We start from the raw sequence: 12,330 nt of genomic DNA on the forward strand, positions 1-12,330 counted from the left end.
CAGCCCCATAATGGCGGCTGCGGATCTATTATGCAAATTCGCGGCTTATTTGGTGGCGTGGCAGGTTTTCACCACCGGCAGGCACAGACGATGGCGCATACGTAACGTTGCCAGCCCCAGCACGATCATCATGCCGGTTTCCACGGCGAGGAAGACGTTAATCGCCTGGGTGTAATCGCCGTGGTGGTTTTGCAGCGCGTGCAGCAGGATCGCACCAAAAATCGCCGGGCCAAGCCCCAGGGCGGCCTGCTGCAGCGTACTTAAAATCGCGCTGGCCGCCCCGGCATCGTCAGGCTGAATGTCGCGCATCCCGATGCGGTAGAAGCTGTTGACGATCAGCGCCTGCCCATAGCCAACCAGCCCGGTTGCCGGTGCCAGCGTCAGCGCCGTGTTGTCCATGCCCCAGAGACGGAAGGTGGCAATCAGCGCCAGCAGGCCGATAATCTGAATCGCCAGCCCGGTCAGCAGAATCGAGCTGGTGCTGTAGCGGGCAATCAGACGCGGGGCAAACCATGCCGATATAAAATAGGTCACCCCCAGGGCGATAAAACTGTTCCCCGACTGCCACGGTGCCATTCCCAGACCGGTTTGCATGGTCAGCGCCATACAGAACATAAACCCGGACCAGACGCTGAAAAAGAGCAGCGCAATCAGCACGCCAAAGCGGATGCTGCGAAGCTGCATCAGACGCGGCGGGATCAGCGGATGGGCATCCTCACGCTCTTTTTTACGGGCATTTAAGACCATCAGATACCCCAGCGGGATAATCGCCATCAGTGCGGCCTTCAGCGGCCAGGACCAGTGCCACTGCGGGCCGAGGGCCATCGGAAACAGCAGGCAGCAGAGAATGACGGCCAGCAGGACGGTGCCCGTCCAGTCAATGCGCGACGGGGTTTCGCGACGGGTTTCCGGCACATAGCGACGGCTCAGCCCCAGAACCACCAGACAGATGGGCACGTTGATAAAGAAGGCGTTACGCCAGCCCAGCCCGGCGATATCTGCCGACACCAGCCAGCCGCCGCCCATCTGCCCGACGATAAACGCAATGCCGCCGATACCGCCAAACAGGCTGATCGCTTTCGCATGGGCCGTGCCTTTTAGCGTCACGTGCAGCGTGGCGAGGATTTGCGGCACGATCAGCGCCGCTCCTGCGCCCTGAATGATGCGCGCGGCAAGCAGTTGCTCAATGGTTCCCGCCATTCCGCACAGCAGCGACGCCAGGCCAAAACTTGCCACGCCCCACATAAACAGACGACGGCGCCCGAGGTTATCCCCGAGCTTGCTGCCAAGGGCAAGGCAGACGGCGAAGGCCACGCCGTAGAGCGCGACAATCAGCTCCAGTTCGGTGGCGGTGGCGTGCAAGGAGTGGGTGATAGCGTCCAGCGCTACGTTGGTGATCGAGGTATCAATCAGCGGCAGCATCTGGCCGGTTAACAGCAATATCAGGCCTGCGCGACCCGGTGAAACAACTGACGTATTCATGGTAACTCCATTGCGTCATTCAACAGATGGTCGTAGCATCAACGATCTGATAAACGGGTACCAGTTCTTGCTTATACTGGTACTGGCACTACCATGCAGGGGGAGTTATGGCGCTGATGTCTGAACCTGTTGTCTCACTCAAGGACGACACGCGAAAACAGCTGGGGGCATTTTTACGCGCCCGGCGTGAGAGCCTTGATCCACAGCGTCTTGGATTGCCGCGCAGCGGCCGCCGCCGCACGCCGGGGTTGCGCCGTGAAGAGGTGGCTTTGCTGGCTGACGTGGGCGTGACCTGGTACACGTGGCTGGAGCAGGGCAGAGATGTTAATCCCTCCAGCACCGTGATGGCGGCAGTGGCAAAAGCGCTGCAATGCACCCCGACCGAGACGCGCCACCTTTTTGTGCTGGCCGGATTGCCGCCGGGTGAAGCGCCACAGGCGACGGGCTGCGAGGGGATCAGCGAGGGCACGCGTCGCTTGCTTGATACCCTCATGCCGAAACCCGCCAGCATCCAGAAACCCAACTTCGATATCGTGGCGTGGAACGACAGCTTCGGGCACTTAATGGGCGTCGATTTCAATGCGATCCCGCCGGAAGATCGCAACTGTATTTATCTTTTCCTCACCCATCCCGCATGGCGTGCGCGGCTTGGCAAGCGTGACGACGTGCTGCCGATCTTTGTCTCCTATTTCCGCGTGGCGATGGCCGAGCATCGGGGCGATCCGCTGTGGGAAGCGAAACTGGCGCGTTTCTTTGCGGTGTCTGAAGAATTTAAAACCCTGTGGCATCAGCGCAACGACGTGCGCGGAGTGGAGAACCAGCTCAAGCTGTTTACCCATCCTGAGCTGGGCGAGTTTACCCTGCAGCAGATGTACTGGTACTCTGCACCGCGTAATGGATCGCGGCTACTGGTCTATCTGCCGGTGGATGACGCGGGGGAGAGGGCGATGGAATGGCTGGCGGAGCAGGCAAAATGAAGGTAACCCGAAAACAGGAGCGGCTTTTGCGCCGCGCGCTCAACGAATGGCAGCAGGAAGGCACATTAAGCGCTGACGAGCATCAGCGTCTGGCGGGCACCTTGACACGCGTCACCATGGACTGGCAGCGGCTCAGCCGCTATGCCTTCTGGACGGCGCTGGCCTGCGTGATCATCGCTATCGGCAGCCTGTTCTCCGACAGTGAATTGATGGCGCGCATTATTGCATTCTTCTCTTTCTCCTCCATCGCACGCATCGGGCTGCCTGCGCTGGTTGCCGTGCTGTTTTATCTGTGGGGCTTCAGCCGACAGCGGCGTGAAACCCAGTGGCATTACAGCACTGAAGCCATGCATTTTCTCGGCGTACTCTTTACCGCCATCGCGCTCTGGCAACTCGGGGAGCGACTGGATAACGGCAGCGGCCATATCGCACCGCTGTTCCTGGCGGGATGTGCGGTTTACGGGCTGGTGGGCTTCTTTGGTCGCTCTGGCCTGGTGTGGCTGTTTTTCCTGCTCTCACTCGGTAACTGGTTTGGTGCGGAGACGGGCTATATGTCCGGCTGGGGCGCCTACTGGCTGGGAATGAACTACCCGGTACGCTTTATCTTCTTCGGCGGTGCGCTGCTGGCACTGTGCTGGCTGCTGCGCGGAAGGCTGCAGGCGCGCCATCTATACACGACCAGCAAAGCGATGGGGCTCACGTATCTGTTTGTCGCCCTGTGGATCATGTCGATTTTCGGCAACTACGATATCGATAACTGGTATGGCGTTACGCAGGCTTCGCTGCTGCCGTGGGCGCTGCTGTTCGCCGTGGCGGCGGTGCTCTGCATTTACATCAGCCTTAAAACCGACGACGGCATGCTGCGCGGTTTTGGCCTGACCTTCCTCGCCATTAACCTCTACACCCGCTATTTCGAATACTTCTGGGACGGGATGAACAAAGTGGTGTTCTTCCTGCTACTCGCGGCGTCGCTGGCGGTGATTGGGCGCTATGCAGAACGAATCTGGCACGCGGGTAACCCGGCCAGGTAAGTTTTTTGCGAGAAGGATTCAGGGAATCAGTGACGGTTCTGCTGTATCGATAAAAAGCGCGTAAGGTGAGCTTTGAATTAAACCAACCTACTGAATCTGCGTCATTTAGATGCGTTGTAAAGTGGACTATACTTACGCGATGAGAAACCACCGATGTCGCCACTGATGATTGAGTCAGCAGATTTTAGTCAAAAACTCGGGCTTATCTCCCGAAATGTCGAACATACAGAAGCATTCCTGGCGCGGGGCACGGTGGATTTTCAGTTGCCGGGGTATTTGCTGCCTGCAGGATACCGGCTCCTGAAATCGCGTTATAGCGATGAATACCGTCTCGTCACTACCGACGACGGCAAACCTTATACGGCATATGCCGTGAAGCTGGCGTTCCATAAAGAGATCACCTTTCCTCACGGTGCCGCAACGCAAGTTATGGTCTGGCGTACGCCCCGCGCTGTCCATCAACGCGTGATAAGCGGATTACCACAATTGTTTTTTCAGTGGGTGCTAAGCGAATACGACATTGTAGTGTCAGACAGCGAGCAAACCGGAGACGGTCAACGGTTCTGGTTACGCATGATCGACTGGGCATTTACCATGAATTATCGCATTAGCGTGGCGGACGGCACGGAAGGAGAAGAGTGGAGACTCACGCCAGTAAGTTCATACGCGGAACTGGAAGAGCGCTGGATCGCCTTTGCGTGGGGGTACGATCGTGACGTTCATCCGCACCGCAGATTGGTGATCAGTAAGGTGTAACGGGCCGCAGCGAGCGGCCCGTATGTATTAGCACTCAGTCACAATCGTGCTCAGCGGCAGGCGAGATTTTGGCAGCGTGGCGTTGAAATCTTCCACGCTGTGATGCCCAACCGGCACCACCACCAGGCTGGTGAAACCTTTCTCTTTCAGGCCGAACTCTTCGTCGAGGATCGCGGCGTCGAAGCCTTCAATCGGTACTGCATCCAGGCCCAGCGCAGCCACGCCCAGCAGGAAGTTACCCACGTTCAGATAAACCTGTTTCGCCATCCAGTGGTCGTCATCTTTCAGATCCACACGGTGCATGTCAGCGAAGTAGGTACGACCTTTATGGTTCGCCGCTTTGGCTTCTGGCGTGTTGAAACGGCCATCGGCCTCTTCCTGATCCACCACGCGTTCCAGCCAGGCATCGTCCATCGCGGTTTTTGCGCAGAACACCACCACGTGAGAAGCGTCCAGCATTTTGCGCTCGTTGAAGACGTAAGTACCTGCGGCAGATTTCGCCACGCGAGCTTTACCTTCCTCGGTGCTGGCGACAATAAAGTGCCACGGCTGAGAGTTGGTGCTGGACGGGCTGTATTGCAGCAGGGTTTTGATCTTTTCCGCTTCGTCTGCGGTCAGTTTTTTAGCGGGATCGAACGCCTTGGTGGAGTGGCGTTTCAGGGCGACAGAAATAATATCCATAACAACTCCTGGTAATGAAATTCGCCCGCACGCGGGCGCGAAAGGAGAGCAGATTACAGCGAGACGCGGAAAAAGATAAGTGCGATTCGAGCGCTTATACTGTTCGTCTCAGACGAACAATCAAACCGGTCTGATCCACTTCTGGTCTTTTTTCGGCAGCTTATCCACCACCAGATTCCACGAGTCATTGATGAGATCGGTCACCAGCTCTGGCGTAACGTCGTCGGTACCGTAGAGGGAAATCCAGTGTTTTTTATTGAGGTGATAGCCCGGTTCCACTCCACGATAAATCTGCTGGTTTAACAGCGATTTTTCCGGGTCTGACTTCAGGCTGACGTGGGGCCGTCCATGTACGGTGCCCATCAGCATAAAAATTTTTCCGCCTATCTTAAACACATCGTATTCCGGCCCAAACGGCCAGCAGTGTTCGGTGAAAGGCAGCTCCAGCGCCACGCGTTTGGCGTGCTCCTGCAGGGATTTACTGTCCATCGCTCTCTTCCTGGGCAAGCCCGCGCCACATAACCTCAAACCCGAGCGCTTTAAAATCGACGGCGCGAGAAGGATCGCGGGTGGCAAATTCCATTGTGGATTCGGCAAGCGATAAGAAAAGCGCATCGCCAAAGGTTTTAAACTCATCGGACATAAACACCTGGCGCACCGAGCGGCGGCAGAGTTCATGCAGCTCCGGGAACATCTCTTTCACCGCCAGTTCCGTTTCGGCGCTCAGCTTTTCACTCACGCCTATCTGGCGGATTGCCGCATGCGCAACGGGGTTACGAATCCCCCAGTCCACATAGCTGTTCCAGATGTTTCGCGTATGCTCTTTCGGTGTGGTAAGGCTGCGGTCCAGATTAGAGAGCATTGACTGACAGAGGTCCTGCTTGAGGTGCAGGTAGAGGGCATTCAGCAGATCGTCTTTGGTAGCAAAGTAGCGGAACAGGGTGCCTTCGGCGACGCCCGCTTTACGGGCAATTAACGCCGTTGAGGCGGCAATACCTGACTGCGCAAATGCCGCGGTTGCGGCGTCCAGTAAGGCCTGTTTTTTATCTTCACTCTTCGGACGTGCCACTAAATTTTTCCTCCTGTCAATTGTAAAAACCCTGATTGAAACACGTGCTTTGACCCGCTGCAACGCGGAATGTCAAAGATCGAAAACGTCTTGACGACTTTATCATCATATCTATAATGAGTGCTTACTCACTCATAATCAAGTTCAGCCCGCGCAAACCATCGGATGGGGCGCGTTTTCGGGTCAGGATATGAAAAAGTCCCTCTTCATCTGCGTGGTGTTTGTCATGATTATTGCTTCAGCCGCGAGTTTACCGTTTGTTCTGAATGCCGGATTTGGCCAGCCACCGCAGGGTGCGCAGCTCACGGAAGTGGAGGCCTCGCCGCAGTATCGCGACGGCAAATTCCACAATACGTTGCCCACGCCAGGCTATAACGGCGACAAAAATATGCTGGTGGCGATGTGGGAGTTCCTGACCAAAAAGACCGAAAACGCCCGTCCTGCACAGCCACTGCCGCTGGTGAAAACCGATCTCGCAAGCCTGCCGCGGGAGCAGGAGACGCTGGTGTGGCTCGGTCACTCCTCCTGGTATATGCAGCTTGCGGGGAAACGGATCCTTATCGACCCCGTTCTTGGAAATTACGCCGCACCGTTTTCATTCCTCAACAAAGCCTTCGCCGGGGAATATCCCTGGCAGGCGAGCAGCATGCCGGAGATCGACCTGCTGATCATTTCGCACGATCACTACGATCACCTGGATTACGCCACCATCACGGCGCTGCTGCCGAAGGTGAAACGCGTGGTCACTCCGCTGGGCGTGGGATCGCACCTGCGTTACTGGGGAATGAAGCCGGAGATTATTGAAGAGCGCGACTGGAACCAGTCGGTGCGCATCAGCGAGGCGCTGACGGTACATGTACTGCCCGCGCGTCACTTCTCCGGGCGCGGCATCAAGCGCAATCAAACCCTGTGGGGCAGTTTTATGTTCGTTACGCCCGAACAGAAGATTTATTACAGCGGCGATTCAGGTTACGGGCCGCATTTTAAGGCCATCGGCGAGCAGTTTGGCGAAGTGGATTTAGCCATTATGGAAAACGGTCAGTACGACCAGGACTGGAAGTACATCCATATGCTGCCGGAAGAGACGGCGCAGGCCTCGGTGGATCTGAACGCGAAAGCCGTGGTGCCGGGACATAACGGGCGCTTCGTGCTGGCGAAACATACCTGGAACGATCCGCTGATCCAACTGGCAAAAGCCAGCAAGGACAAAAATTATCGGCTGTTGACACCCGCGCTGGGCGAGCCTGTCCGGGTGAGTGATCCCACGCAAACATTTCGTGAGTGGTGGGAATAATGATCAATCAGGAAGCTGAAGGGGAGAGCAGTATGACCATTTCCGCTCAAGTCATCGACACTATCGTCGAGTGGATCGACGATAACCTGCACCAGCCATTACGTATCGAAGAGATTGCCCGCCATGCGGGTTACTCGAAATGGCACCTGCAGCGGCTGTTTATGCAATACAAAGGGGAGAGTCTGGGGCGCTATATCCGTGAACGCAAGCTGCTGCTGGCGGCGCGGGATCTGCGCGAATCAGACGCCCGGGTGTACGACATCTGCCTGCGTTACGGGTTTGACTCGCAGCAGACCTTCACCCGCATCTTCACCCGCACGTTCAACCAGCCGCCTGGGGCGTATCGTAAAGAGAACCACAGCAGGGCACACTGATCTGTTTTGCCCGGTGGCGGTTTCGCCTGACCGGGCCTGCATCACGCTTACGACGTCAGAGAAAACCAGCGGCGCCAGACGAAACGCAGCACGAAGAATTCGATGGCGCCGAGCAGTAAGAACCACACGCAGAACAGAATGGTGTAGAGCTGGTTAAGGTCGACCATGTGGAAGGTCTGAACCAGCTTCTGCGCCAGCACCAGCCCGAGAGAGGGTGCCGGTAGCAGCAGGCACGAAAGCAGGGCCAGCAATAAAATGCCGCCCGCAGTGAGCAGCGATTCTAACGGGTGTTTCATCGTAATGTTAATCGTCAGTTAAAAATGTCATTGTCCGGCATCCCGGAACGTAAAGCAATATAAACCCACCCACCCGGTTTCACTGAAATAATCACCGCTTATCAGCTTCTTATTCGTAAAATAAAAATAAATCCTCACGCGCGATTAAGACAATATCGCGTTATGTCAATTAATGTCTGGATTACGAAAATAATTTTACAAAGGAATAGGTGCTATATCCAATTAACGTTGCAATAACAATGGCTGCGATAATGTATAACGCCAGACGGCGTCCGCGATAAATACCAAACATGGTTCCTCCTCGTTTAAAGTTGGTTTAGAAATATTTTGTAAAAATTGGCTCATCGAAATAGTTTTATGCAGTTTTGAATAACCGAGAAGTCATTATATTGCGGTAGATCAATTTTACTCGCAAGACTTTAAAATGAATTTATTTTAGCCCGAAAGGAATTCAGGCTTCAGTTCACCGGATATTGAAGGAAAAATACGATGACCGAAAAAAAATTGTCCCCGAACGTGCCGCCTTCCGGCGGGCTGGCATACCAGCAGACCGTAGAGCAGGTGCTTGCGCACACCCAGAGCCAGGCCAGGGGTCTGGAGCGTGCAGAGGCGCAGGCGCGTTTGCAAAAACATGGCCCGAATGCGCTGCCGGAGAAAAAAGGTAAACCCGCCTGGCTGCGTTTTTTAGCCCATTTTAATGATGTTCTGATTTATGTCCTGCTGGCCGCAGCCGTATTAACGGCAATAATGGGCCACTGGGTCGATACGCTGGTTATTTTAGGCGTGGCGGTGATCAATGCGTTAATTGGTCATATTCAGGAAAGCAACGCGGAAAAATCATTGAAGAGTATTCGTAATATGCTCTCCAGCGAGGCGCGCGTTATTCGCGATGGCAACCATGAAACAATACCCACAACTGAAATAGTTCCGGGGGATATTATTGTTTTACGGGCGGGGGATCGTATTCCCGCAGATATGCGCTTAATCGAAGCACATAATTTACGCGTGGAAGAGGCGATTCTCACCGGCGAATCAACGGTGGTAGATAAACACACCAACCCGCTGACCGGTGAACTGCCGCTGGGCGATCGCACTAACCTGGTCTTCTCGGGCACCACCGTGAGCGCGGGTGGGGGGATCGGCGTGGTGATTGCCACCGGGCAGGAGACCGAGCTTGGCCACATCAACCAGATGATGGACGGGATTGAAAAACACCGCACGCCGCTGCTGGTACAGATGGACAAGCTGGGCAAGGCTATCTTCGCCATTATTCTGGCGATGATGGCGGCGCTGTTTATCTTCAGCCTGGTGTTCCGCGAGATCCCAATGGGCGAGCTGCTGCTCTCGCTGATTAGCCTGGCGGTGGCGTCCGTACCGGAAGGTCTGCCGGCGATTATCTCCATTATCCTCTCTCTGGGTGTGCAGGCGATGGCGCGCAAGCGGGCGATTATCCGCAAGCTGCCAACGGTTGAAACCCTGGGGGCGATGACCGTGGTCTGCTCGGATAAAACCGGCACCCTGACCATGAACGAAATGACGGTGAAGGCCATCATCACCGCTGACGCCTGCTACCGCGTGGACGGCAACAGCTACGAGCCGGTGGGTAACATTTACCTGGAAGGCAGCGACGAGCCGATGCAGATCCAGCCGGACACCGTGCTGGAGCAGTACCTGCGCACCATCGACCTGTGCAATGACAGCCAGCTGATTCAGGACGAGCGCGGCCTGTGGGGCATCACCGGTGGGCCGACCGAAGGCGCGCTGAAGGTGCTGGCGGCGAAAGCCCACCTCGCGCCGGTGATGACCACGTTGATTAACAAAATCCCGTTCGACTCGCAGTACAAGTACATGAGCACCCACTACCAGATTGGCAGTGAGGAGCAGATCCTGATCACCGGCGCGCCGGATGTGATTTTCGCCCTCTGCGCACAGCAGCAGACCCGCAACGGTGCGCAGGCGTTTGACCGCGCGTACTGGGAAAGCGAGATGGAGCGCTATGCGCGCCAGGGGCTGCGTATGGTGGCCGCAGCGTTCAAACCGGCAAACGGCGAGCAGGCGCTGACGCATGACGATCTCAGCCACGGTCTGATCTTCCTCGGTATCGCCGGGATGATGGATCCACCGCGCCCGGAAGCCATTGACGCCATTAACGCCTGCCAGCAGGCGGGGATCCGCGTGAAGATGATCACCGGCGATCACCCGCAGACGGCAATGAGCATTGGCCAGATGCTGGGGATCACCAACAGCGAGCAGGCGGTGACCGGCTACCAGCTGGAGAAGATGGATGACACCGAGCTGGCGGACGCGGCGGTGAAGTATGACATCTTCGCCCGTACCAGCCCGGAGCATAAGCTGCGCCTGGTGAAAGCGCTGCAGGACAAAGGCGAGATCGTCGGCATGACTGGCGACGGCGTGAACGATGCCCCGGCGCTGCGTCAGGCGGACGTGGGTATTGCGATGGGCATCAAAGGCACGGAAGTGACCAAAGAGGCGGCGGACATGGTCCTGACGGACGATAACTTCGCCACCATTGCCAGCGCGGTAAAAGAGGGGCGTCGTGTCTACGACAACCTGAAGAAAACTATTCTGTTCATCATGCCAACTAACCTGGCGCAGGGGCTGCTGATTGTGATTGCGCTGCTGGCGGGGAACATCATTCCGCTCACGCCGGTACTGATTCTGTGGATGAACATGGCAACCTCCGCCACGCTCTCCTTCGGCCTGGCGTTTGAAGCCGCCGAGCGCAACATCATGCGCCGTCCGCCGCGTCAGACCGGGCAGCATGTGATGGACGCGTATGCCGTGTGGCGCGTGGCCTTTGTGGGCACCATGATTGCCATCGCCGCCTTTGCGCTGGAAGCCCTGCTGGCCCCGCGCGGTCACAGCGCGGAGTTCATCCGCACCGTGCTGCTGCAGATGCTTGTCTGCGCCCAGTGGGTGTACATGATCAACTGCCGCAACACCGAAGGGTTCTCCCTGAACCGTGGCCTGCTGGCAAACAAAGGGATCTGGCTGGTTACCGGCGTGCTGTTCCTGCTTCAGGCGGCCATCATCTACCTGCCGTTTATGCAGATGCTGTTCGGGACGGAAGCGCTGCCGCTGCGCTACTGGTTCGTAACGCTTGCGGTAGCGGGCGTGATGTTCTTCGTCGTCGAAATCGAGAAGCGACTCACCCGCAGGTTCCGTAAGGCTGCATAACCTTTTGCCCTCACCCTAACCCTCTCCCACAGGGAGAGGGGACCCTGACCTCCCTCTCCCGGTGGGAGAGGGCCGGGGTGAGGGCAACAACCCTGAGGTACTCCCATGAAATTCCCACTCCTGTTCGCACTGCTTACCTTCACCCTGCCACCTGCCTTTGCCGCCGCCATTCCTGTTCGCGTTGCCACCGTGGAACAAACTACCCACGCTGCTGAGCGCCAGATCCCGGGCCGCATCGAGGCGATTCACACCGTTGAGTTGCGAGCACGTACGGAAGGCGTGATAACCAAAATCAACTTCCGCGACGGGCAATATGTGAAAAAAGGCGACGTGCTGTTCGAACTGGATGATGCCGAGCCACGTGCTGCCGTGCGTCTGGCTCAGGCCGAGGTGACAAGCGCCGAAGCCACGCTGCGGCAGGCGCAGCAGCAGCTCTCCCGTTTTGAAAGCCTGGGCAACAACAACGCCATCAGCCGCCACGATGTGGATAACGCCCGTATGCAGCGCGATGTCGCCCGCGCCGCGCTGGAGCAGGCGAAAGCCCGGCTGGAAACCCGCAACGTGACGCTGGGGTACACGTGCATCACGTCACCGATTGCCGGGCGCGTGGGGCACAGCAACTTCCACGTCGGCAGCCTGGTCAACCCCGCAAGCGGTGTACTGGTGGATGTGGTGCAGCTGGATCCGATCCGCATCGCTTTTGCGCTGGAAGAGGGCGCCTTTGCCGCTAAAGTCGGCAAGCATACCGATCTCCGCGCCATGAAGCAGGCCTGGCAGGCATTAATTGACAACAACGGTCAGCGTATCGTCGGCGAGCTGACGTCGGTGGACAACCGCATCGACCCGCGCACCGCCAGCGTGATGCTGCGCGCCGAATTCGCCAATCCACGCCATCAGCTGCTGCCCGGCGGCAATGTGAATGTTTTTCTGCGGCCCGCCAGCGCAACGCCGGTTATGACGCTGCCCGCCGCTGCCGTACAGCAGAATGACGGCGGTTTCTTCGCCTGGGTGGTAAACGCCGACGGCAGGGCGGAAAAACGTCCGCTGACGGTCGCCGGACAGATCGGGCAGCAGTTCCAGATCGCCTCTGGCGTACAGCCTGGTGAGCGAGCGATCGCTGACGGCGTGCAGCGTGTTCAGCCCGGCGCTGCCGTCCAGATACTGAATTAAGG

The 12,330-nt window shown here is 57.2% G+C and carries 12 protein-coding genes; 7 read left to right on the forward strand and 5 right to left on the reverse strand.

Translation table 11 applies throughout. The annotated features are described in order from the left end of the window. Nucleotides 1–45 precede the first annotated feature (45 nt). Nucleotides 46–1,482, reverse strand: coding sequence for an MFS transporter (locus ACQG22_RS05695; RefSeq protein ID WP_029882609.1), 1,437 nt, complete (start codon nt 1,480–1,482; stop codon nt 46–48). A gap of 107 nt (nt 1,483–1,589) precedes the next feature. On the opposite strand from ACQG22_RS05695, the gene ACQG22_RS05700 reads away from it, so the two are divergent. The 3 genes from ACQG22_RS05700 (at nt 1,590) to ACQG22_RS05710 (ending at nt 4,246) form a co-directional block, all read left to right on the forward strand. Further along, nucleotides 1,590–2,459: a helix-turn-helix transcriptional regulator gene (locus tag ACQG22_RS05700; protein ID WP_369706343.1), complete on the forward strand. Its 870-nt coding sequence runs from the start codon at nt 1,590–1,592 to the stop codon at nt 2,457–2,459. Then, complete coding sequence (locus tag ACQG22_RS05705; protein ID WP_369706344.1) at nt 2,456–3,490, forward strand: DUF2157 domain-containing protein; 1,035 nt, start codon at nt 2,456–2,458, stop codon at nt 3,488–3,490. The genes ACQG22_RS05700 and ACQG22_RS05705 overlap by 4 nt, the downstream gene beginning before the upstream one ends. Nucleotides 3,491–3,643: 153 nt before the next feature. Next, nucleotides 3,644–4,246 (forward strand): hypothetical protein, encoded by a 603-nt coding sequence (locus tag ACQG22_RS05710; protein WP_262819720.1) that lies wholly within the window; start codon nt 3,644–3,646, stop codon nt 4,244–4,246. A 27-nt stretch (nt 4,247–4,273) separates the two neighbouring features. On the opposite strand, the gene nfsB is transcribed toward ACQG22_RS05710, so the two are convergent. The 3 genes from nfsB to ACQG22_RS05725 form a co-directional block, all read right to left on the reverse strand. Then, the gene (gene nfsB, locus ACQG22_RS05715; protein WP_058661410.1) at nt 4,274–4,927 is read right to left on the reverse strand and encodes an oxygen-insensitive NAD(P)H nitroreductase; all 654 of its coding nucleotides are present in this window, start codon (nt 4,925–4,927) and stop codon (nt 4,274–4,276) included. A 120-nt stretch (nt 4,928–5,047) separates the two neighbouring features. Then, nucleotides 5,048–5,416, reverse strand: a complete 369-nt coding sequence (locus tag ACQG22_RS05720; RefSeq protein ID WP_013097681.1) for an MmcQ/YjbR family DNA-binding protein — start codon at nt 5,414–5,416, stop codon at nt 5,048–5,050. Further along, entirely contained in the window at nt 5,406–5,996 is a 591-nt protein-coding gene (locus ACQG22_RS05725) for a TetR/AcrR family transcriptional regulator (protein WP_013097680.1), read from the reverse strand. Before ACQG22_RS05725 ends, ACQG22_RS05720 begins: the two co-directional genes overlap by 11 nt. A gap of 190 nt (nt 5,997–6,186) precedes the next feature. Here ACQG22_RS05725 and ACQG22_RS05730 point away from each other — a divergent pair, with 190 nt between their 5' ends. Together ACQG22_RS05730 and ACQG22_RS05735 are read left to right on the forward strand one after the other, a co-directional pair. Next, a complete protein-coding gene (locus tag ACQG22_RS05730) occupies nt 6,187–7,290 on the forward strand; it encodes an MBL fold metallo-hydrolase (RefSeq protein ID WP_013097679.1) in 1,104 nt (367 codons plus the stop codon). A 32-nt stretch (nt 7,291–7,322) separates the two neighbouring features. Beyond that, a complete protein-coding gene (locus tag ACQG22_RS05735; protein ID WP_014830972.1) occupies nt 7,323–7,664 on the forward strand; it encodes a RamA family antibiotic efflux transcriptional regulator in 342 nt (113 codons plus the stop codon). Nucleotides 7,665–7,711: 47 nt separating this feature from the next. Here ACQG22_RS05735 and ACQG22_RS05740 read toward each other — a convergent pair whose 3' ends face one another. Further along, nucleotides 7,712–7,960 carry a DUF1158 domain-containing protein gene (locus ACQG22_RS05740; protein ID WP_020689370.1) on the reverse strand — a complete coding sequence of 83 codons (249 nt, stop codon included), beginning with the start codon at nt 7,958–7,960 and terminating at the stop codon, nt 7,712–7,714. A 489-nt stretch (nt 7,961–8,449) separates the two neighbouring features. Between ACQG22_RS05740 and ACQG22_RS05745 the strand changes: the two genes are divergently transcribed. Both ACQG22_RS05745 and ACQG22_RS05750 read left to right on the forward strand, forming a co-directional pair. Then, nucleotides 8,450–11,158, forward strand: coding sequence for a cation-transporting P-type ATPase (locus tag ACQG22_RS05745; protein WP_038418853.1), 2,709 nt, complete (start codon nt 8,450–8,452; stop codon nt 11,156–11,158). 105 nt (nt 11,159–11,263) lie between these two features. Next, nucleotides 11,264–12,328 carry an efflux RND transporter periplasmic adaptor subunit gene (locus ACQG22_RS05750; RefSeq protein WP_102752032.1) on the forward strand — a complete coding sequence of 355 codons (1,065 nt, stop codon included), beginning with the start codon at nt 11,264–11,266 and terminating at the stop codon, nt 12,326–12,328. Nucleotides 12,329–12,330: the final 2 nt, after the last annotated feature.

It is taken from the genome of Enterobacter cloacae complex sp. 309I3, from assembly GCF_050031595.1.
GTDB classification, from domain to species: Bacteria; Pseudomonadota; Gammaproteobacteria; order Enterobacterales; family Enterobacteriaceae; genus Enterobacter; species Enterobacter cloacae.